General features: G+C 59.7%; 19 protein-coding genes. 5 read left to right on the forward strand and 14 right to left on the reverse strand.

Annotated elements, in window-relative coordinates; genetic code table 11:
• Positions 1 to 7: 7 nt before the first annotated feature.
• A complete protein-coding gene (gene dnaG / locus KW841_RS03140) occupies positions 8 to 1975 on the reverse strand; it encodes a DNA primase (RefSeq protein ID WP_007980233.1) in 1968 nt (655 codons plus the stop codon).
• A 480-nt stretch (positions 1976 to 2455) separates the two neighbouring features.
• Positions 2456 to 2671 (reverse strand): 30S ribosomal protein S21, encoded by a 216-nt coding sequence (rpsU, locus tag KW841_RS03145; RefSeq protein WP_002551877.1) that lies wholly within the window; start codon positions 2669 to 2671, stop codon positions 2456 to 2458.
• Positions 2672 to 2870: 199 nt separating this feature from the next.
• Here rpsU and tsaD point away from each other — a divergent pair, with 199 nt between their 5' ends.
• A complete protein-coding gene (tsaD, locus tag KW841_RS03150; RefSeq protein ID WP_116582253.1) occupies positions 2871 to 3896 on the forward strand; it encodes a tRNA (adenosine(37)-N6)-threonylcarbamoyltransferase complex transferase subunit TsaD in 1026 nt (341 codons plus the stop codon).
• A 23-nt stretch (positions 3897 to 3919) separates the two neighbouring features.
• On the opposite strand, the gene plsY is transcribed toward tsaD, so the two are convergent.
• Positions 3920 to 4489, reverse strand: coding sequence for a glycerol-3-phosphate 1-O-acyltransferase PlsY (gene plsY, locus KW841_RS03155; RefSeq protein WP_007980227.1), 570 nt, complete (start codon positions 4487 to 4489; stop codon positions 3920 to 3922).
• A 74-nt stretch (positions 4490 to 4563) separates the two neighbouring features.
• Between plsY and folB the strand changes: the two genes are divergently transcribed.
• Both folB and folK read left to right on the forward strand, forming a co-directional pair.
• Positions 4564 to 4920, forward strand: a complete 357-nt coding sequence (folB, locus tag KW841_RS03160) for a dihydroneopterin aldolase (RefSeq protein WP_218473448.1) — start codon at positions 4564 to 4566, stop codon at positions 4918 to 4920.
• Positions 4911 to 5429: a 2-amino-4-hydroxy-6-hydroxymethyldihydropteridine diphosphokinase gene (gene folK / locus KW841_RS03165; protein ID WP_218473450.1), complete on the forward strand. Its 519-nt coding sequence runs from the start codon at positions 4911 to 4913 to the stop codon at positions 5427 to 5429. The genes folB and folK overlap by 10 nt, the downstream gene beginning before the upstream one ends.
• Before the next feature lie 89 nt (positions 5430 to 5518).
• Here the strand turns inward: folK and KW841_RS03170 are convergent, their stop codons facing one another.
• From KW841_RS03170 to KW841_RS03220, 11 genes are all read right to left on the reverse strand, one after another.
• Positions 5519 to 6742 (reverse strand): multifunctional CCA addition/repair protein, encoded by a 1224-nt coding sequence (locus KW841_RS03170; protein WP_218473452.1) that lies wholly within the window; start codon positions 6740 to 6742, stop codon positions 5519 to 5521.
• Between the two features lie 63 nt (positions 6743 to 6805).
• Positions 6806 to 8368: a SpoVR family protein gene (locus KW841_RS03175; protein WP_007980219.1), complete on the reverse strand. Its 1563-nt coding sequence runs from the start codon at positions 8366 to 8368 to the stop codon at positions 6806 to 6808.
• Positions 8365 to 9636: a YeaH/YhbH family protein gene (locus KW841_RS03180; protein ID WP_218473455.1), complete on the reverse strand. Its 1272-nt coding sequence runs from the start codon at positions 9634 to 9636 to the stop codon at positions 8365 to 8367. The genes KW841_RS03175 and KW841_RS03180 overlap by 4 nt, the downstream gene beginning before the upstream one ends.
• A gap of 205 nt (positions 9637 to 9841) precedes the next feature.
• Positions 9842 to 11764: a PrkA family serine protein kinase gene (locus KW841_RS03185; protein WP_007980217.1), complete on the reverse strand. Its 1923-nt coding sequence runs from the start codon at positions 11762 to 11764 to the stop codon at positions 9842 to 9844.
• A 297-nt stretch (positions 11765 to 12061) separates the two neighbouring features.
• On the reverse strand, positions 12062 to 12391 hold the full coding sequence (glpE, locus tag KW841_RS03190) for a thiosulfate sulfurtransferase GlpE (RefSeq protein ID WP_104450002.1): 330 nt from the start codon (positions 12389 to 12391) through the stop codon (positions 12062 to 12064).
• 33 nt (positions 12392 to 12424) lie between these two features.
• Positions 12425 to 13306 carry a symmetrical bis(5'-nucleosyl)-tetraphosphatase gene (locus KW841_RS03195; RefSeq protein ID WP_218473457.1) on the reverse strand — a complete coding sequence of 294 codons (882 nt, stop codon included), beginning with the start codon at positions 13304 to 13306 and terminating at the stop codon, positions 12425 to 12427.
• Positions 13306 to 13686, reverse strand: coding sequence for a Co2+/Mg2+ efflux protein ApaG (gene apaG / locus KW841_RS03200; RefSeq protein ID WP_007980214.1), 381 nt, complete (start codon positions 13684 to 13686; stop codon positions 13306 to 13308). Before apaG ends, KW841_RS03195 begins: the two co-directional genes overlap by 1 nt.
• 115 nt (positions 13687 to 13801) lie before the next feature.
• A complete protein-coding gene (gene rsmA, locus KW841_RS03205) occupies positions 13802 to 14620 on the reverse strand; it encodes a 16S rRNA (adenine(1518)-N(6)/adenine(1519)-N(6))-dimethyltransferase RsmA (RefSeq protein ID WP_218473459.1) in 819 nt (272 codons plus the stop codon).
• Complete coding sequence (pdxA, locus tag KW841_RS03210) at positions 14617 to 15606, reverse strand: 4-hydroxythreonine-4-phosphate dehydrogenase PdxA (protein WP_218473462.1); 990 nt, start codon at positions 15604 to 15606, stop codon at positions 14617 to 14619. The genes rsmA and pdxA overlap by 4 nt, the downstream gene beginning before the upstream one ends.
• Positions 15603 to 16925 carry a peptidylprolyl isomerase SurA gene (gene surA / locus KW841_RS03215; protein ID WP_007980211.1) on the reverse strand — a complete coding sequence of 441 codons (1323 nt, stop codon included), beginning with the start codon at positions 16923 to 16925 and terminating at the stop codon, positions 15603 to 15605. The genes pdxA and surA overlap by 4 nt, the downstream gene beginning before the upstream one ends.
• Positions 16900 to 19710, reverse strand: coding sequence for an LPS-assembly protein LptD (locus KW841_RS03220; RefSeq protein WP_218473464.1), 2811 nt, complete (start codon positions 19708 to 19710; stop codon positions 16900 to 16902). Before KW841_RS03220 ends, surA begins: the two co-directional genes overlap by 26 nt.
• Before the next feature lie 130 nt (positions 19711 to 19840).
• On the opposite strand from KW841_RS03220, the gene KW841_RS03225 reads away from it, so the two are divergent.
• Together KW841_RS03225 and murU are read left to right on the forward strand one after the other, a co-directional pair.
• The gene (locus tag KW841_RS03225) at positions 19841 to 20860 is read left to right on the forward strand and encodes an aminoglycoside phosphotransferase family protein (RefSeq protein ID WP_218473466.1); all 1020 of its coding nucleotides are present in this window, start codon (positions 19841 to 19843) and stop codon (positions 20858 to 20860) included.
• Positions 20857 to 21528, forward strand: a complete 672-nt coding sequence (murU, locus tag KW841_RS03230) for an N-acetylmuramate alpha-1-phosphate uridylyltransferase MurU (protein ID WP_218473468.1) — start codon at positions 20857 to 20859, stop codon at positions 21526 to 21528. Before KW841_RS03225 ends, murU begins: the two co-directional genes overlap by 4 nt.
• Position 21529: the final 1 nt, after the last annotated feature.

Here is a 21529-nt window from a genome sequence, read left to right on the forward strand (position 1 = left end):
TATGACCTCACGCGCCAGTTGAGGTCGGGTTTGATGCGGAAACATTGCGACTTAAAAGGTCGCGCAGTTGGTTTTTCTCTTCGGTGCTCAATTCACTTTGACGTGCTTTTCGAAGAAGTTGTTCCAGGTTTCGCTCGCGTTGGCGGGCTGACAAGCTAGTAATGGTGTCGAAAAACTGTTGTTCAAGGTTGTCTCCATCAATCAGCCATTCCTTTTCCGCCAGGGCCTTGAGCAAGCGGCCCTGCTCTGTGCCGTGCCAGCGGGCAATCAGCTGAATTGAGTTTAGCTTGGGATTCTTCTGCACGGCCTCGAGCAGCGCCACCAGCAATTGTGTGTTGGTGTGATCCTCGGCGGCGAAGTGCCCGGCATCCTCGACTTTCTCGGCCAGTTGCGGGTGATGCAGCAGCGTGCGCAAGGCGGCGAGGGTCGGCGGTTCTACGGCGGCGGGCACCCGTGGCGCGCGGGGTTGATCGCGATCACCGCCCCGTTTGCCATTCTTGTCCCACGGTTTCTTGTCCCATTTCTTGCCTCCTGCACCGGGTTTCTTTGGCGTCCATTCCTGCTGCGGCACATACATGTCCTGTGCCTGCGGCTGATGATAGTCGCTGTAGTCGGGCATCGCGTCGTAATCGATGCCCGGATCGTAGGCCGGCGGTGCTTCCTGCGGGGCGCTTTGTGCCAGTTGGCTCACCGCTTCGCCGCTCAGGCCGGTGATTTCGCTCAGACGCTGACGCATCAGGGTGCGCAGGTTGGCGCCAGGGACTTTGTCGATCAGCGGTGCGGCGAGGGTGGCCATGTGGGCCTTGCCCTCGAGCGAGCGCGGGTCGGCTTCTTCCGTCAATTGCTGGAAAAAGTAATCGGCCAGAGGTTGTGCATGCTGGTTGATCCGTGCGCGGAAGGCGTCGGTGCCTTCGGAGCGGACCAGGGTGTCCGGATCTTCGCCCTCGGGCAGGAACAGAAAACGTGCACGACGACCGTCCTGCAGGCTCGAAAGTGTCGCCTCCAGTGCCCGCCATGCCGCATTGCGACCGGCCTGATCGCCGTCGAAGCAGAACAGCACGCTGGGCACGACGCGAAACAGCCGCTTGAGGTGCTCTTCGCTGGTGGCGGTACCCAGGGTCGCGACGGCATTGCGCAGGCCTTGCTGGGCCAGGGCGATGACGTCCATGTAGCCCTCGACGACGATGATCTCGTCGAGGTTGCGGTTGGTCTTGCGCGCTTCGTACAGGCCGTAGAGTTCCTGGCCCTTGTGGAATACCGGGGTTTCCGGGGAGTTGAGGTACTTCGGCTTGTCGTCGCCCAATACCCGGCCGCCAAAGGCGATGACGCGACCGCGGCTGTCGCGGATCGGGAACATCACTCGGTCGCGGAAACGGTCGTAACGTTTGCCGCTTTCGGCGTTTTCGATCAGCAGGCCGGCATCGATCATGGCTTTTTGTTGCAGGGTATCGCTGCTCAAGTGCTTGAACAGGTTGTCCCAGCCAGGCGGTGCAAAGCCCAGACCGAAGTCCCGGGCGATTTCGCCGGTCAGTCCGCGACCTTTCAGGTAATCCACGGCGGCCTTGCGCGATGGATGGCTCTTCAAGGCCTGGCGATAAAAGTCGGCAGCGGCGCTGAGCAGCGGATACAGCGGCGAATCGGTCGGCTGCCGCGGTTTGTGCGGGCGGCCGCTTTCTTCGCGGGGGATTTCCATGCCGGCGGCTTTGGCCAGTTCTTCGACCGCCTGGACGAAATCCAGGTTGTCGTGGTCCATGATGAAGCCGAGGGCGTTGCCGCCAGCGCCGCAGCCGAAGCAGTAGTAGAACTGCTTGTCGGGGCTGACGCTGAACGACGGAGTCTTTTCCTTGTGGAACGGGCAGCAGGCGGTGTGGTTCTTGCCGGCCTTTTTCAATTGCAGGCGCGAGCTGACCACATCGACGATGTCGGTGCGGTTCAGAAGGTCGTCAATGAAGCTCTGGGGAATTAGCCCGGCCATGGCGTTCTCGTCATCTGCGCTGAAAGGAGCCCGAAACGTACGGCGACCGAACGCGGGCATTGATTGAAGCGCGCAAAGTGTGCGGCTCGACCAGTGTCGTCTGCGTAATCGCTGTCGGGAAGTGTATCTGCCGAAAATCCACTGACGTTAATGCCAATCAGTATTCGACTGTTTGAATGTGTTGCGCTGAATCCGCTGCGGCCAATCACAGGCCTCGGATAGCTCATCATTCGGCACGCAAGCAGGTGCCTTGGGCTGATCGTCGTGAGAGGAATCAGTGGGTGTGCTCGTCAGTAGCCTTGAAAGGCTCGTCAGAAAAGACGTGCACCGCTGGCAAAAGAGCCAGGTCTGACGCGGTGAAGCAGATTTGTCTCGGTCGCGTCTGCGGCTTCGACAGTGAAGCATCAAGCGTTTTACGCAAATGCCATAAGCCCGGCTGAGGGCCGGGCTTGGCAGAAGCTTGCTACGGTCGTCTGTGTATTAGTACAGACGAACGGCGCGGCGCTGTTCGCGCTGAACTTTCTTGGCGTGACGCTTAACAGCAGCAGCTGCTTTGCGCTTACGCTCAGAAGTTGGCTTCTCGTAAAATTCGCGGCTACGAACTTCAGCCAGTACACCGGCTTTTTCGCAGGAGCGCTTGAAACGACGCAGAGCTACGTCGAAGGGTTCGTTCTCTTTTACTTTGACGGCTGGCATCCAGAGCTACCTTCATTCATTACCGGGGTCAACATCCTCGCGGCAAAAGAGCACTTGAAGACGTCGGTTTTTAAGGGTTGCGGATGTTAACCCCTCATCGCTCGGAATGCAAAGCCTCTGATCGAAAACCGCTGGTCGGGGCATCCCGCGACGACTATTATGCGCGCCTTCGAATTCAGCCTAAACAAGGCGCAAACCCATGCTAGTACTGGGATTAGAAACCTCCTGCGACGAAACCGGCGTCGCATTATATGACAGTGAACGCGGGCTGTTGGCCGATGCGCTTTTCAGTCAGATCGACCTGCACCGCGCCTATGGTGGCGTGGTGCCGGAGCTGGCCTCGCGCGATCACGTCAAACGCATGCTGCCCTTGATTCGTCAGGTGTTGGCCGAGGCCGACTGCGTGCCGACCGAGATCGATGCCATCGCCTATACCGCGGGTCCCGGCCTGGTCGGTGCCTTGTTGGTGGGGGCTTCCTGCGCCCAGGCGCTGGCCTTTGCCTGGGGCATTCCGGCCCTCGGCGTACACCACATGGAAGGCCACTTGCTGGCACCGATGCTGGAGTCGCAACCGCCGGAATTCCCGTTCGTCGCTTTGTTGGTCTCCGGTGGTCATACGCAGCTGGTTCAGGTCGACGGAATTGGGCAGTACACGCTCTTGGGCGAGACCCTGGATGATGCGGCTGGCGAAGCTTTCGACAAGACGGCCAAGATGATGGGGCTCAATTATCCGGGGGGACCTGAGATCGCTCGCCTTGCAGAGCAGGGTGTCGCAGGGCGTTTCGTCTTCCCGCGTCCGATGTGCGACCGCCCGGGCCTGGATTTCAGCTTCAGTGGCCTGAAAACCTTTGCGTTGAATACCTGGCAACAATGCGTCAGTGCCGGGGACGACGGCGAGCAAGCCCAATGCGACATCGCACTGGCGTTCCAGCAGGCCGTGGTGGAGACTTTGACCATCAAGTGCAAGCGTGCCCTTAAGGCCGCCGGCATGAAGCGCCTGGTGATCGCCGGGGGCGTCAGTGCCAACAAGGCGTTGCGCGTTTCTCTGGAGAAAATGCTCGGCGATATGAAGGGCGATGTGTTTTATGCCCGTCCGCAGTTCTGTACCGATAACGGCGCGATGATTGCCTTTGCCGGCTGTCAGCGCTTGCAGGCCGGTCAGCAGGAAAGCCTGGCGATCAGCGTGCAGGCACGCTGGCCGATGGAGCAGTTGTCTGCGTTGTGATGAGCGGCGCTCATGTCCGGCCGCTAGAAATGCCGTTCGCGCCCGGCAAACAGGTCGCGTAGATTGCCGCGATGGCGCCAGACGATCAGCCCGGTGAGCGTGCTCATGGGCAGCAGGGCCGCCGGTTCTTGCCAGGCCAGCAAAGGCAGGGTCAGCGGCGTGGCGATCAGGGCGGCCAGGGAGCTGGTGCGGGTCAGGTAGAACGTCAAGAGCCAGGCGCAGACCGCCAGGAGGGCGGCGGGCGGGTACAGCCCCAGCAACATGCCGGCAGCGGTGGCGACACCCTTGCCGCCGCGAAAGCGGAAGTACAGCGGAAACAGGTGGCCGATGACGGCATAGACGCCGATCCAGGCTTGTTCCTGCTGCGAAAGGTCCGCAAGACGCGCTATCAGTACCGGCAGCAGGCCTTTGCAAAGGTCGCCGAGCAGGGTCAGGATGGCGAGTTTCTTGCCGGCCAGGCGCAGCATGTTGGTGGCGCCGGCATTGCCCGAGCCACTCATTCGCGGATCGGGGTTACCGGTCAGGCGGCTGAGCAAAATGGCAAAGGACAGAGAGCCGAGCAGGTAGGCGAGGATCGCCAATAACCAAAACATGCTAACTATTCCGGGCGAGGAAGCCCTGATTCTAACGGCGCATTGCGCCCTTGTCGTGTAGCGGAGAGAAGTGCTTGGACAGAGTGTTTATCGAGGGCCTGGAAGTCGACACGGTGATTGGTGCCTACGACTGGGAGCGAGGCATCCGACAGTGCTTGCGTCTTGACCTGAGCTTCGCCTGGGACAATCGCCCGGCTGCAGCCGGTGATGACCTGACCCTGGCGCTCGACTACGCCAGTGTTTCCTCGCGCATCCAGGCGTTTGCCGAGCAGGCGCAATACCAGCTGGTCGAGACCTTTGCCGAGCGTCTGGTTGAAGTGCTGATGAGCGAATTCAAGATCACCTGGATGCGCCTGAAGCTGACCAAGCCCGGCGCGGTCCCGGCTGCCATCGGTGGTGTGGGCGTGGAGATCGAGCGCGGATGTCGCTGACTCAGGTGTACCTCGGGCTCGGTAGCAATATCGAGCGTGAAACCCATTTGCGGGCGGGGCTCGATGCATTGGCGACATTCCTTGTCGATATCCGCTGTTCGGCAGTGTTCGAAAGCCAGCCGGTGGGCATCAAGAGCGGGCCTTTCTTCAATTTCGTGGTGTCGGCGTATACCGATCTGCCGCTGATTGAGCTTGATCGTCGCCTGAAGTTCATCGAGGCGGATAACGGTCGTTACGCACCGGATCGCCGAGGTTTGCCGCTGGATATCGACGTGTTGTTGTTCGGCGACCTGGTGGGCAACTTCGATGGCCTGATCTTGCCGCGGGCAGAAATCCTGAAAAATGCTTTTGTTCTGTGGCCCTTGTCGTTGATCGCGCCGGATCGCGTGCACCCCGGTGTCGGTAAAAGCTTTGCCAGGTTGTGGGCGGAATCGAAGATTGATCAGGTACTGGCGCCAGTGGCGTTTGAGTGGCGTGGTGAGCAACTGACCGCGTCCAGTTTCCTTTAAAGCAAAAGATCGCAGCCTTCGGCAGCTCCTACAGGGAAACGCATATTCCTGTGTAGGAGTTGTCGAAGGCTGCGATCTTTTGATCTTGCCTAGACTTGTTCTTTGTAAGCCTTCAACGCCTTGAGCCGCTCACGCTTGATCGCCTCGCCCAACTCTGGTCCTTTGAAACCCTTCTCCAGCAGCGGCTGCACCGCAATACTGCGTGCCGCAGTTGCCGCCCCGCGCAAATAGTCCGCCTGTGGATAACTTCTCTGCTCCAGCCCCTCGCGTCCGCGCGCATCCATCTCGCACGCCGCAATGAACTCCTCGAACCGCTGTGGCCGGCGGTAAACGTCGAAGCTTTGCAATAATTCCAGCAATGTCGATGGCTTCAGCTCCAGGGCGCGATGCCCGTGGGTGTGGTACTCGCCCACCAGCATTGCCAGTTCCTGGCAGTCTCTCGGCGTCTTGAAGCGTTCGTTGACCGCTTTGATTAGCTTCAGGCCCTTGAACTCGTGGGCAATGTGCCGCGGCCATTCCTCTTCTGGCGTCAGGCCCTTGCCCAGGTCGTGCAGCAGGCAGGCCCAGCGCACGGTCAGTGGCTGTTTGTGCAGTGCTGCTTGCTGCAACACGCTCAGGGTATGTGCGCCAGTATCGATTTCCGGGTGATGGGCCGGGGGCTGCGGGACGCCGAACAGTGCGTCGACCTCCGGCATCAGCACCTTGAGTGCGCCACATGCGCGCAACACCTCGATAAACACCTGTGGCTGATCTTCCATCAAGGCACGGGAGATTTCCTTCCAGCTGCGCTCGGGCGTCAGCGCTTCAAGCTCACCTGACTCGCTGAGTTGGCGCATCAGTTCCAGGGTTTGCGGGGCGACGGTAAAGCCCAGTGCGGCATATCGCGCGGCAAAGCGGGCAACGCGCAGGACCCTGAGTGGGTCCTCGGCAAACGCCGGGGAAACATGGCGCAGCAGGCGCGCTTCGAGATCGCGCTGGCCGTGGTAGGGGTCGGTCAGGTTCTGCTGATCGTCTTCGGCCATGGCGTTGATGGTCAGGTCGCGACGGATCAGGTCTTCTTCAAGGGTGACTTCAGGGCTGGCGTGAAACGTGAACCCGCCGTAACCGCGCCCGCTTTTGCGCTCGGTGCGGGCGAGGGCGTATTCCTCGCCGCTTTTGGGATGAAGGAACACCGGGAAATCCGCGCCCACCGGGCGAAAGCCCTTGGCGAGCATTTCTTCGGTGGTGGCGCCGACCACGACCCAGTCGATATCGGTGACCGGTATACCCAGCAGGCGATCACGTACCGCACCGCCGACTTTATAAATACGCATAAAAAACCTCCGTTAGCTCGACAGGATAACCCTTGCATCGAGCTTTCGGAGGCGCAAAGCGGATCAAAGATGGATGACAGCCAGGTCCAGTCGACCGTAATCACCTTCACTGTGCTCGTTTCGGGGCGGCACATGGTGGGTTTTCATCACGGTGTCCCCTTGCAGGGTTTCCAGGTGAATGTCGAAGCCCCAAAGGCGGTGCAGGTGTTTGAGCACTTCTTCGGTCGAGTCGCCCAGCGGTTTGCGATCGTGTTGCTGGTGACGCAGGGTCAGGGAGCGGTCGCCACGACGGTCGATGCTGTAGATCTGCACGTTAGGCTCGCGATTGCCCAGGTTGTACTGTGCCGCGAGGGTTTCACGGATGATGCGGTAGCCACCTTCGTCGTGAATGGCGGGCACCAACAGGTCGTCCTTCTGGTCGTCATCGAGAATGCTGAACAGTTTCAGATCACGGATCACCTTGGGCGACAGGTACTGCAGGATGAAACTCTCATCCTTGAAGCTGCTCATGGCGAACTTGATGGCTGCCAACCAGTCGGTACCGGCGATGTCCGGGAACCAACGGCGATCTTCTTCCGTGGGCTCTTCGCACATGCGACGGATGTCGCGGTACATGGCAAACCCCAGGGCGTAGGGGTTGATACCGCTGTAGTAAGGGCTGTCAAAGCCTGGCTGGAACACCACACTGGTGTGGGACGTCAGGAATTCCATCATGAAGCCGTCGGTGACCAGGCCCTCGTCGTACAGATCGTTCATCAAGGTGTAGTGCCAGAACGTGGCCCAACCTTCGTTCATCACCTGAGTCTGGCGCTGTGGATAAAAATACTGGGCGATCTTGCGCACGATGCGCACGATTTCCCGCTGCCATGGCTCCAGCAACGGCGCATGTTTTTCGATGAAATACAGGATGTTTTCCTGAGGTTCGGCGGGGAAGCGCGCGTTGTCCTTGTCGCTGTACTTGTCCGCGCCCTTGGGAATGGTTCGCCACAGATCGTTGATCTGTTTCTGCAAATGTTCCTCCCGGTCCTTTTGCCGGCGGCGCTCTTCTTCCGCGGAAATCGGATAGGGGCGCTTGTAGCGGTCGACGCCATAGTTCATCAGCGCATGGCAGGAGTCGAGCAGGTCCTCGACCGCGTCGATGCCGTGGCGTTCCTCGCATTGCATGATGTACTGCTTGGCAAACACCAGGTAATCGATGATCGAGCTGGCGTCGGTCCAGGTGCGGAACAGGTAATTGCCTTTGAAAAAGCTGTTGTGCCCGTAGCAGGCATGGGCCACCACCAGCGCCTGCATGCAGATGGTGTTTTCTTCCATCAGGTAGGCGATGCACGGGTCGGAGTTGATCACGATCTCGTACGCCAGACCCATCTGACCGCGGGTATAGGATTTTTCAGTACTGAGGAAATGCTTGCCGTAGGACCAGTGGTGATAACCCAGAGGCATACCGACGGAGGCGTAGGCATCCATCATCTGTTCAGCGGTGATCACTTCGATCTGGTTAGGGTACGTATCGAGGGCGTAACCCGCCGCAATGCGACTGATTTCGCGGTCGTACGCCTGGATCAGCTCGAACGTCCATTCGGAGCCGGTGGAAATGGGTTGGCGCTTCTGCTCTTTGGCGGTCATGTCACTAACCTGCGCTGGAAGAGTTCACGGAAGACCGGATAGATATCCCCGGCCGAGACCAGTTGTTGCTGGGCAAACGTATCGGAAAAGGCTTCGGCGATGCGCTCGTATTCGAACCAAAGGGCCTGGTGTTCGCGTGGGGTGATCTCAACGTAAGTGTAGTACTGCACGAATGGCATGATCTGGTTGATCAGGATGTCGCGGCATATCGGAGAATCGTCGTTCCAGTTGTCGCCATCGGAGGCCTGGGCGGCGTAGATGTTCCACTCGTTACTCGGGTAGCGTTCGGCCATGATCTCCTGCATCAGTTTCAGGGCGCTGGAAACAATGGTGCCGCCGGTTTCCCGGGAGTAGAAAAACTCTTCTTCATCCACTTCGCGGGCACTGGTGTGATGGCGGATGAACACGACGTCGATCTTGTCGTAGTTACGCTTGAGAAACAGGTACAGCAGGATAAAGAAGCGCTTGGCGATGTCCTTGGTCGCCTGGGTCATCGAGCCGGACACGTCCATCAGGCAGAACATCACGGCCTTGGAGCTGGGGTTGGGTTGCTTGATGAGCAGGTTGTACTTGAGGTCGAACGTGTCGAGAAACGGTACGCGGTGAATGCGCGCGCTGAGTCTTTCGATTTCAGCTTCGATTTCCTGAATATCGCCGAAGTTGTCTGGTTCTTCCTGCTTGAGTCGCAGAAGTTCTTCCTTGGCTTCGCGCAGTTTTGCGCGGCTGCTGCCGGACAGGGCGATCCGCCGGGCGTGGGCTGAGCGCAGGGTGCGGATGATGTTGATCCGCGACGGGTTGCCCTCGTTGCTGATCCCTGCCCGTACGGTCTTGAAGGTGTCGGTGCCGGTAAGGTTGCGTTTGACCAGGTTGGGCAGTTCCAGATCCTCGAACATGAATTCGAGGAACTCTTCCTGGGTGATCTGGAAGACGAATTCGTCCATCCCTTCGCCGGAATTGCCAGCCTTGCCGGGGCCTCGGCCACCACCGCCTCCCGGTGGGCGGGCGATATGTTCGCCACTGGTGAACTCCTTGTTGCCCGGGTGCACGACCGTCTGCTTGCCACCGCGACCGTGGTGAAGCACCGGCTCATCGATGTCGCGGCCGGGAATGCTGATTTGTTCGCCGTGTTCCATATCGGTAATGGAGCGCCGGCTGACCGCCTCTTCGACAGCCTTTTTAATGTGATCACGGTAGCGCCGCAGAAACCGCTGGCGGTTCACCGTGCTCTTGTTCTTGCCATTGAGACGTCGGTCGATCACATAGCTCATGACTGCTCCTTAGAAGCTGTCCTGAAAGGGGCGAGCGGTGATACAGCATCGAACCGAGAGCCGAGGGATATTGAACGCTCCCCCCAAGCGCCTTGGATGCTGCCTGAACTCGCTACCGACTTTCGAACACCTTCCAGAGGCCTGTGTAACAGAAAAAGCGCACACAGGTCTCTGGCTGACGACAACCGGTCTGACCGGCAGCGGGTTATTGTGATTTTCTGACCCGCAGGTACCACTCGGACAGCAGTCGTACCTGTTTGTCGGTGTAGCCCCGCTCGACCATCCGTGTGACGAAGTCGTTGTGTTTTTGCTGATCCTCCTTGCTGGCCTTGGCGTTGAAGCTGATGACCGGAAGCAGGTCCTCGGTGTTGGAGAACATTTTCTTCTCGATGACCACCCGCAGTTTTTCGTAGCTGAGCCAGGTCGGGTTCTTGCCGTTGTTGTTGGCCCGGGCACGCAGGACGAAGTTGACGATTTCGTTGCGGAAATCCTTCGGATTGCTGATGCCGGCCGGTTTTTCGATTTTCTCCAGTTCTTCGTTCAGGGCTACGCGGTTGAGGATTTCGCCGGTTTCCGGGTCGCGGTATTCCTGGTCCTGGATCCAGAAGTCGGCGTACAGCACGTAGCGATCGAAGATGTTCTGGCCGTACTCGCTGTAGGACTCGAGGTAGGCAGTCTGGATCTCCTTGCCGATGAATTCGATGTAGCGCGGTGCCAGGTACTCCTTGAGGAAGCGCAGATAGCGTTCGCGGGTCTCGGCCTGGAACTGTTCCTGTTCGATCTGTTGTTCCAGCACATAGAGCAGATGTACCGGGTTGGCGGCAATTTCGTGCGGATCGAAGTTGAACACCTTCGACAGGATCTTGAACGCGAAGCGGGTCGACAGACCGTTCATGCCTTCGTCGACACCGGCGTTGTCGCGGTATTCCTGGATCGACTTGGCTTTCGGATCGGTGTCCTTGAGGTTCTCGCCGTCGTACACGCGCATCTTCGAATAGATGTTGGAGTTTTCCGGCTCTTTAAGACGCGAGAGCACGGTGAACTGGGCCAGCATCTTCAGGGTGTCCGGCGCGCAATGCGCCTTGGCCAGCGAACTGTTGAACAGCAGCTTGTCGTAGATCTTCACTTCGTCACTGACCCGCAGGCAGTACGGCACTTTGACGATGTAGATCCGGTCGATGAAGGCTTCGTTGTTCTTGTTGTTGCGGAAGGTGTGCCACTCCGATTCGTTGGAGTGCGCCAGCAGGATCCCGGTGAACGGAATCGCACCAAGGCCTTCGGTACTGTTGTAGTTGCCTTCCTGCGTCGCGGTCAGCAATGGGTGCAGCACCTTGATCGGTGCCTTGAACATTTCGACGAATTCCATCAGGCCCTGGTTGGCCCGGCAGAGGGCGCCCGAGTAGCTGTAGGCGTCGGCGTCGTTCTGCGGGAACTCCTCCAGTTTGCGGATATCGACCTTGCCCACCAGCGCCGAAATGTCCTGGTTGTTTTCGTCACCAGGCTCGGTCTTGGCCACGGCGATCTGGTTGAGGATCGACGGGTAGAGTTTCACCACGCGGAACTGGCTGATGTCGCCACCGAACTCGGCCAGGCGCTTGGTCGCCCATGGCGACATGATGGTGTTGAGGTAGCGCCGTGGAATGCCAAAGTCTTCCTCGAGGATCGCTCCATCTTCAGTGGAGTTGAACAGACCCAGGGGCGACTCGAATACCGGCGAGCCCTTGATCGCGTAGAAGGGCACTTTTTCCATCAGTTGCTTGAGCTTCTCGGCCAGGGACGATTTACCGCCACCGACAGGGCCGAGCAGGTACAGGATCTGTTTCTTCTCTTCCAGGCCTTGAGCGGCGTGGCGGAAATACGACACGATCTGGTCGATGCATTCTTCCATCCCGTGGAAGTCTTCAAAGGCCGGATAGCGGCGGATGACCTTGTTGGAGAAGATGCGCGAAAGCCTCGAGTTGGTCGAGGTGTCGAGCAGTTCCGGTTCGCCGATGGCCAGCAGTAGACGCTCGGCGGCGGAAACGTAGGCGCTGCGGTCTTTTTTGCACAGCTCAAGATACTCTTGCAGTGAGAGTTCTTCCTGGCGTGTGGACTCGAAGCGTTGTTGGAAGTGGCTAAAGATACTCATGACGTCACCTCGCTCGATACGTGGAGCCGACGCCGGATCACTCAGTCGATGCTGGCAGCAACCGAACAGGCGATTGCTGTTTACCCCCCAGAACTCTCCCGGAGCTGACGACTCCGAAAGCTACTCCCGATGACCCGTGCGCCGGTGTACCGGCTCTCCCCTGTTTTGGATGGCCTGGGCTTAAGGATAGTTGGGAATTCGAGAGGTAAAGGCGAGATACGTAATTAGTTGTGGCAGACCGTTCGTCTGCCACCGCGCTAGCCCGCGGGAGCCGGGGCCTGCAACGTTACAAAAAAATTATTCGGCAGTGCCTTGCGCCGTTTCTGCAGGATAGGTCGTACGCCACAACTCGAATCCGCCATCCATGCTGTAGACGTCGGAGAAGCCCTGGCTGATCAGGTAGGCGGCCGCACCCTGGCTGGAATTGCCGTGATAGCAGACCACGACGGTCGGCGCATCGAGGTCGGCACCCTGGATGAAAGCGTGCAGGGAATGATTGTCCAGATGCTTCGAGCCTGCGATATGCAGGGCGGCAAAAGTGGCCGGGTCGCGGACGTCGACCACCACTGCGCCTTGTTCGCGCAGGGCCTGGGCCTGTTCCGGGGGGATGCGTTTGAATTCGCTCATGGCGGGCTCCTGTGGCTCGGCTGAATGGGCAGTCTAGCGCGGTGCGCTGGCTGGCGATGTTTGGGGAATGGATGAGGCGACTGGCGGCAGGGCATTGCCGTGTTCGTCGCATTTGCAGGACAGGCGCTCAAAACTGTCGACGTTCATCAAGGTCAGGGCACCGCCCCAGACGCAGCCAGTGTCGAGGGCCGAGATGCCAGGCTCATTGATATTGCCTTCCAGTGCTGCCCAGTGGCCGAAGATGATCTTCAGGCCCTTGGTCTTGCGTTCCTTGTGCTGGAACCAGGGTTTGTAGCCGGGGGGGGCGGTATCGAGGCCTTCCTTGCTCTTGAGGTCGAGTTTGCCTTCGGCGGTGCAAAAACGCATGCGGGTGAAATAGTTGGTGATCACCCGCAGGCGCGTCACGCCTTTGAGGTCATTGTCCCATTTCGCCGGATCGTTGCCGTACATGCCATCGAGGTAGGGCGGCAGCAGGTTGTCGTCACGCAAGGCAGTCTCGACTTCGGCAGCACACTTCAAGGCTTTGCGTAGCGACCATTGGGGTGGAATGCCGGCATGGACCAGTGCCACGTTGCGCTGTTCGTCGTAGTGCATGAGCTTTTGCTGGCGCAGCCATTCGAGCAGTTCGGCGCTATCCGACGCTTCAATGATCTCGTGCAGGGTATCGGCCTTCTTCAGGCGTTCGATGTTGCGTCCGGCTGCCAGAAGGTGCAGGTCATGGTTGCCGAGCACGCACACCAGCGATTCGCGGATGCTATAGAGGAAGCGCAGGGTTTCCAGCGATTGCGGACCGCGGTTGACCAGGTCGCCCACCAGCCACAGGCGATCGCGTTGAGGGTCGAACGCCACTTGTTTGAGCAGGCACTGCAGGGCCTGAAGGCAGCCTTGCAGGTCGCCGACAGCGTAGGTTGCCATCAGTGCAGGGCTCCGGGCACCGCCAGGCGGAAGGGCGCGATGATGGCATCGAAATGTTTGCCGTCGTCGGAAAGCATCTGATAGGTGCCTTGCATGGTGCCGACCTTGGTGGTCATGACCGTGCCGCTGCTGTAGGTGTGGCTCTTGCCCGGGTCGATCAGCGGCTGCTGGCCCACCACGCCTGCGCCGCGGACTTCTTCGACATGCCCGTCACCATCGGTGATGACCCAGTGCCGTGAAAGCAGTTTGGCAGGCATTTCGCCATTGTTTTGCACGGTAATGGTGTAGGCGAAGGCAAAGCGGTCGTGCTCGGGTTGCGATTGTTCTGCCAGATAGCGGGTGACGACGCTGACGTCGACCTGATAACGAGGATCGGACATGCAAGGGGCCTTAAAAACGAAGCGGGACGCGGGGCGTAGCTGATGGAGTTCAGTCTAGGCCAAGTATCGGGTAGTAGACCAGAGTGGCGTCCTACCCGATAGCGCTCATCGCCTGTCAGTCAGTGGCAGGCTTTTGTGGCGCTTGCTCGCTGAGCGTGTCAGCCAGGCGCACGAAGGCGGCCAGGTCGAGCTGCTCGGGACGCAGGCTGCCATCGACGCCGGCGGCTTCGATTTCGGCATTGCTCAGCAGCAGCTTGAGGGTGTTGCGCAGGGTCTTGCGGCGCTGGTTGAACGCTTCGCGCACGACGCGCTCCAGCAGGCGGTGATCCTTGGCCGGGTGCGGCAATACCGCGTGGGGCACCAGGCGCACGATGGCCGAATCGACTTTCGGTGGCGGGTTGAACGCGCCCGGGCCAACGTTGAACAGGTGCTCGACCCGGCAATGGTACTGAACCATGATCGACAGACGGCCCCAGTCACCACCACCCGGGCCCGCAGCCAGGCGCTCGACCACTTCCTTTTGCAGCATGAAGTGCATGTCGCGGATCAGGTGCGAGTTGTGCAGCAGGTGAAAAATCAGCGGCGTGGAGATGTTGTACGGCAGGTTGCCGACCACTCGCAGGCTGCCTGGCGCGGCATTCAGGCTGTTGAAGTCGAACTTCAGCGCATCGCCCTGATGCAGGTTGAAGTTGCTCTTGCCGGCAAACTGCTGGTTGAGGATCGGGATCAGGTCCTTGTCCAGTTCCACCACGTCGAGTTGCGCGCCGCTGCTGAGCAGGCCTTGAGTCAGTGCGCCCTGGCCCGGGCCGATTTCCAGCAGGCGGTCTTCTGCCTTGGCATGAATGGAGCGCAGGATGCGGTCGATAACGCCGGCATCGTGCAGGAAGTTCTGGCCAAAGCGTTTGCGCGCCTTGTGTTGGTAGTGCTCGGTCATAAACGGGTCTCGGCCATCTGGTAGGCGGTTTCCAGGGCGACTTGCAGGCTGCCGGTGTCGATCTTGCCGCTGCCGGCCAGATCCAGGGCGGTGCCATGGTCGACCGAGGTGCGGATGATCGGCAAGCCGAGGGTCACGTTGACTGCCGCGCCGAAGCCTTTGTACTTCAGCACCGGCAGGCCCTGGTCGTGGTACATCGCCAGCACCGCATCGCAGTGCTCCAGATATTTGGGGGTAAACAGAGTGTCGGCGGGCAGGGGACCGCGAAGGTCCATGCCCTCGTCGCGCAGGCGCTCTAATGTGGGTTCGATGATATCGATTTCTTCATGGCCCAGGTGTCCGCCTTCACCGGCATGCGGGTTGAGCCCGCAGACCAGGATGCGTGGCCGGGCGATGCCGAACTTGTTTTGCAGGTCGGCGTGCAGGATTCGCGTGACGCGTTCCAGGCGCTCCGGCGTGATGGCATCGGCAATCTCGCGAAGGGGCAGGTGAGTGGTCACCAGGGCCACGCGCAAGCCACGAGTGGCCAGCATCATCACCACTTGCGCGGTGTGGGTCAGGTCGGCAAGGAATTCCGTGTGCCCGGAAAAGGCGATGCCGGATTCGTTGATGACGCCTTTGTGCACCGGCGCGGTAATCATCCCGGCAAAATCCCCGCTGAGGCAGCCTTGGCCGGCCCGGGTCAGGGTTTCCAGGACGAACGCAGCGTTGGCCTTGTCCAGTTGTCCGGCGATGACCTTGGCGTTGAGCGGTGTGTCCCAGACATACAGGCTGTTGGCTGGCGCGGGTGCATCCGGCCAGTTGTCCGGGGTGACCGGCAGCAAGTCGACCGCCACGCCCAGTTGCGCGGCCCGCTCAATGAGCAGGTCGCGGCTGGTAATGGCAATCAGGGGATGGGGCTGGGCTTGCGAGGCGAGCAGCAGGCACAGGTCGGGACCAATGCCGGCTGGTTCACCGGGTGTCAGCGCGAAACGTTGGGGTTTCACTGCGCTGCCTGGTCGGCGCCAGGGAGTTTGATTTCCACGTACGCTTCGTCACGGATCTGACGCAGCCAGGTTTGCAGCTCTTCGTCGTATTTGCGGTTACGCAAAACGGTCATGGCTTGCTGCTCGCGAGCCTGGCTGGTGCTGTCGGTGGCACGACGGCCCAGGACTTCCAGCACATGCCAGCCGTATTGAGTCTGGAACGGCTTGGACAGCTGACCTTGCGGGGTCTTGGCCATCACTTCGCGGAACTCGGGCACCAGCGCGTTCGGGTCGATCCAGTTCAGGTCGCCGCCGTTGAGGGCGGAACCCGGGTCTTCCGAGTAGTTTTTCGCCAGCTCGCCGAAGTCTTCGCCAGCCTCGATACGGCTGTAGAGGGATTCGGCCAGGGCCTTGGTTTTCGCTGCGTCGCGGATCGGGCTCGGCTTGACCAGGATGTGACGCACATGCACTTCATCGCGCATCTGGGTCTCGCCGCCACGCTTGTCGAGGATCTTCAGGATGATGAAGCCGCCCGGCGTGCGCATTGGCTGGGTGACATCACCCACCGGCATGGTGCTCAGCAGACGATCGAACGGCGGAGGCAATTGAGCGGCTTTACGCCAGCCCATGTCACCACCTTCCAGAGCGGTTTCGCTGGCGGATTTGGCGATTGCCAACTGACTGAAGTCAGCGCCTTGCTTGAGCTGCTGGTAAATCGCATCGGCCTGTTTGGCGGCACTCTGAATCGCTTCGGAGTTGGCGCTTTCCGGCGTAGGAATCAGGATGTTGGCCAGGTGGAACTCTTCGGACAGCTGCATTTTGCCCAGGTCAGACGCCAGGAAGTTCTTCACTTCCTGCTCGGAGACCTGAATGCGTTCGGCGACCCGACGCTGGCGCACGCGGCTGATGACCATTTCGCGACGGATCTGCTCACGTGCGTCGTCGTAGGACAGACCGTCGCGAGTCAGGGCGGCGCGGAACTGCTCGATCGACATGTTGTTGCGCTGGGCAATGGTGCCGACCGCCTGGTTCAACTCTTCATCGGTAATGCGGATGCCGGAGCGCTCGCCGATCTGCAATTGCAGGTTTTCGACGATCAGGCGCTCAAGTACCTGCTGCTCCAGCACGCTGGCCGGCGGCACGGCAGAACCACGCTTGGCAATGGTTTGCTGAACTTCATGGACGCGTCGGTCCAGTTGGCTCTGCATGACCACGTCGTTGTCGACGATGGCCACCACTTTATCGATGGACTGCACGGCGGCACTGGCCGCCGTACTCAGGAACAGCGCGCCCAGCATCAGCGGGCGCAGACAATCAGAAAGCTTGGTCTTCACGTTCACGATAACCTTGAATGCCTTTGTCGAGGAAGCTCTCTGCCTTGGCGCCGGTGAGGCCGCCGAGTCCCTTCAGAACAATTTGGAGGAAGACGCCATGGTCGCCTTTTTCGTTTTCCGGTGCCTGCTGGCTGAACTCGTCGTAATCAACGAAGTAACGGTTGATCAGGCGCAGTTTCCAGCAGCAGCTGTCGTACTCGAAACCACCGAAGGCTTCCAGGGTACGGTTGCGGTTGTAGTCATACTGCCAGCGGCTGATAGCGCTCCATTGCGGCACGATCGGCCAGATCACCGAGAAGTCGTGCTGTTCGATCTTGTAGTAATCCTTCACGTAGCCAGGCTGGCCAGGGGTGCCGTAGTCACCGCCGAACTGCCATTGGCCGGTGTTCTGGTTGTAGATCACCTGGTCGTTACGATAGCGATAGCCAAGGTTGACGATCTTGTTCGGGTTGTCTTCAGGCTGGTAGTGGAACATCGCGCTGCCCGAGCGAGGGCTGCGGCTGTCCGGGTCCCAGTTGTAATCGGCCGTGGTGCGCCAGTCGCGGTTCCAGCGATATTCGTATTCCAGCGCATAAGGCGAAACATTCGAATGTGCATCGGCGCGGGTTTTTGGGTTGATCCCTGGCAACTGAACTTCGCGGTCCTTGAAGTACAAGGCCTGGCCGACACTGATGCGTTGACGCTCGAAGCCGTTGTCTTCGATCCAGCGGCTGGTCAGGCCCAGGGACAGTTTGTTCTCGTCGCCGACACGGTCGGAGCCGGAGAAACGGTTGTCACGGAACAGCGACGCAAAGTTGAAGGTGTATTCGCTGGTGTCGAATACCGGGATGTCTTCCTGGTCGACCTCAGGCACGTACAGGTAGAACAGGCGCGGCTCCAGGGTCTGGCGGTAGTTCTTGCCGAAATACTGGGTATTGCGATCGAAGTACAGGCCGCTGTCGATGCTGGCGATCGGTACGCCGCGGTTCTGGTTGCTGTCGAAATTGCCGTTGAAATTTTTAGTCCCGGCGGCAGCTGCGGCCTGATTTTGCTGCGCGATCTGACTTTTGCCGGTACCGTCCAGATCCAGTTGGTACTGGGTGTACTGGTACTTGAGCTTCGGTGTCAGGAAGCCGTACGTCGTGTTCATCGGCAGGCTCATGGCGGGCGCGAGATTCAGGCGGTCGCCATTGGCGCGAGCCAGACCTTGAATGTTGTTATCAATACGGGGAGACCCGACGCCATCTTCGTCAAAGTAGGTCCCGCTCTGCAGATCCCGGTCAAACCGCACGAGCTCGGTGTTGTACGTGAAATCCAGGCCTTCCGGATGGTAAGGCAGCATACCGTCGAGGGTAAGCTGCGGCAGGCGGTCGTACGGCGTAATGTTCGCTACGCTCGCCAGTTCGTATGCCTGGGCGTTCGCGCGAGCGGTATAGCCCTCGCCGCGATAGGTCACGGAACCCTGCTGGTTCACGAAGTCGTTGCTTTTTATGCCAATCTGGTCGGTCTGCAGATCCTGGAAGTAATACGGATCGCTGATCTTGGTGTAGTCGACTTGCGTGAGTACTCGTGAGTCGAGGCCACCCTTGTGCTGCCAGTTGTACATGTAGCGGTTTTTTTCGGCGTCGGACTGTTTGTCGCGCTCGTTGCTTTCGTCGTTGAGGTACGCCGCACCGAACTGGCCTTCGCTGGACTTGGTCAGGTAGCGGAACTCGCCTTCCATCAACAAGCCGTGCTTTTCCATGTAGCGCGGGTACAACGTGGCATCGTAGTTCGGCGCCAGGTTGAAGTAGTACGGGGTGACCAGCATGAAGCCGGTATCGCTGCCGGTGCCGATGGTCGGCGGCAGGAAGCCGGACTGGCGACGGTCGTCGATCGGGAAATAGATGTACGGCGTGTACAGGACCGGAATGTCCTTGACACGCAGCGTCACGTTGGTCGCCGTACCGAAACCGGTGGCCGGGTTCAGGGTGATGTTGTTGCCCTTGAGCTGCCAGGCGTTGCTGTTCGGTTCGCACGTGGTGTACGTACCATCCTTGAGGCGGATGATCGCGTTCTCGGCGCGCTTGGCGTACAGCGCATTACCGCGGATGCGAGATTTGTGCATCACGTATTCGGCGTTGTCGACCTTGGCTTCACCGGTGTCGAGCTGCACGTCGGCGTGGTCGCCGACGATCAGGGCGCCGTTGTCGCGAATGCGCACGTTGCCATTCAGGTCGCCACGGCTCTCGGCCTGGTACAGGTTGGCTTCGTCGGCTTCGACCTGCATGCTGCCCTGGCGCATGACGACGTCGCCGGCCAGGGTCGCGACCTGCTCATCCTGCTTATAGCGGGAGGCTTTTGCGCCGATAAAGGTAGGCGCGTCACTTTTATCCGTCTTGTCATTCATGCCAGGACGAATCGGTTCGATATAGGAACCAGAGCAATAAGGACCGGTTTCAGCCAATTGTGCGGCGGTGAGCTGCTCGCGGGGAACCCAGTCGAGGTGACTGTAGTCTTCGCTACGCGACTTCAGGCCACGGCCTTTGGATTCGGTGACCAGCACCGGCTTGGCGCCAGTGTCTTCACTGGAACCGTTTTCGGCCGGGGCTTCACCAGTGGCGGAAACTGCGCTGCCGTCATGGACGGGACGCGGTGGCAATGCAGCCGCCGGCGTCTTTGGTGCGCAGTCCCAGGACCCCGAAGCAGAGACTGAGCAGTCAAACTGTTCCGCGGCGACCACGTAGGAAGTGGCAAGGGGTTGCAGCGCCAGCAAACTGCCGGTAACCAACAACGGAAATTTTTTACGAAACGCGGGGGATTTCAATGCCATCTTATTAGTCCGGGCTTCCTGCGTGCCATCTGCCCGCGGTGTGGGCCGCACGCCTCTCGATGGTCTGAAAAAGATGCTGGATAATAAAGCATGACCCGCTTGACGGCTAGCGCCGTCGGAGACCCTTGCAATGCCTGATCAAGATGTACGCTTGCAACACCTGAAAGTTTGGCTCGATGAACAATTGGCAATCCTTTTTGCCGAACAGGGTTGGGGCGTCGTACCCCCGGCCACGTTGACCGCGGCCAGCAGCGATGCGAGTTTCCGGCGGTATTTCCGCTGGGAAGGCGATGGCAGAAGTTTCATCGTGATGGACGCGCCACCGCCCCAGGAGAACTGCAAACCCTTCGTGGATATCGCCTTTTTGCTGGCGAAATCCGGAATAAATGTGCCGAAAATTTATGCCGAAGACCTGGAGCGCGGGTTTCTTTTGCTCAATGACCTGGGCAATAAGACCTATCTGGACGTCATCGGCAGCGAAAACGCCGACGATTTGTTCAAGGATGCCCTGCAGGCGTTGCTGGCTTTCCAGCAGTTGCCGATGGTTGCGCCGCTGCCGAGCTATGACGTGGCATTACTGCGTCGCGAACTGGAACTGTTCCCCGAGTGGTACGTGAAGCGCGAATTGGGCATCGAATTCGACGCGGCGCAGCAAGTGCTCTGGCAGCAGGTCAGCGATCTGTTGATCGACAGCGCCCTGGCACAGCCAAAAGTCCTGGTGCATCGCGACTTCATGCCGCGCAACCTGATGCTCAGCGAGCCCAACCCCGGCGTGCTGGATTTCCAGGATGCGGTATATGGCCCGGTGACCTACGACGTGACCTGCCTGTTCAAGGACGCCTTCCTCAGTTGGCCCGAGGAGCGTGTACACGGCTGGCTCGAAAGCTACTGGCAACAGGCGGGCGCCCTGGGTATTCCGGTTCAGCCCGAGTTCGAGGACTTTCTGCGTGCCAGCGACTTGATGGGCGTGCAACGTCACCTGAAAGTCATCGGTATTTTCGCGCGTATCTGCCATCGCGACGGCAAACCGCGTTATCTGGGCGATGTTCCGCGTTTCTTTGCCTATATAGATGCCGTGATCGCTCGCCGCCCCGAACTGGCCGAGCTGGATGTGCTGTTGGCCAGTCTGCGTGCCGGAGTGAAAGCATGAAGGCAATGATTCTGGCCGCGGGCAAAGGCGAGCGCATGCGCCCGCTGACCCTGACCACGCCAAAACCGCTGGTGCGTGCCGGCGGTGTACCGCTGATCGAGTATCACCTGCGGGCGCTGGCTGCCGCCGGGTTCACCGACATCGTGATCAATCACGCCTGGCTCGGTCAGCAGATCGAAGACTATCTGGGCGATGGTTCGCGCTATGGTGTGAGCATCCAGTACTCGGCGGAAGGTGAACCCCTGGAAACCGGCGGCGGGATTTTCCGCGCCTTGCCGTTGTTGGGAGATGAAGCCTTTGTGGTGGTCAACGGCGACATCTGGACCGATTACGACTTCAGTGTGCTGCACCAACCCATCAATGGCCTGGCGCACTTGGTGCTGGCCAGCAACCCGCCGCATCATCCGACCGGGGACTTCAGCCTGGTCGGGAATCAGGTGCACGACGGTCAACCGCAGGCTCCCACCCTGACCTACAGCGGCATCGCCGTGTTGCACCCGCAGTTGTTCGACGGTTGCACCGCCGGGGCCTTCAAGCTCGCGCCACTGTTGCGCAAAGCCATGGCTGACGGGCAGGTGACCGGCGAGCAGTTGCGGGGGCACTGGGTCGATGTCGGCACTCACGAGCGTCTGGCCGAAGTTGAAACATTAATAGAAGCGAGCCGCTGAC

It is taken from the genome of Pseudomonas sp. PDM28, from assembly GCF_019219115.1.
Lineage (GTDB): Bacteria > Pseudomonadota > Gammaproteobacteria > Pseudomonadales > Pseudomonadaceae > Aquipseudomonas > Aquipseudomonas laurylsulfatiphila.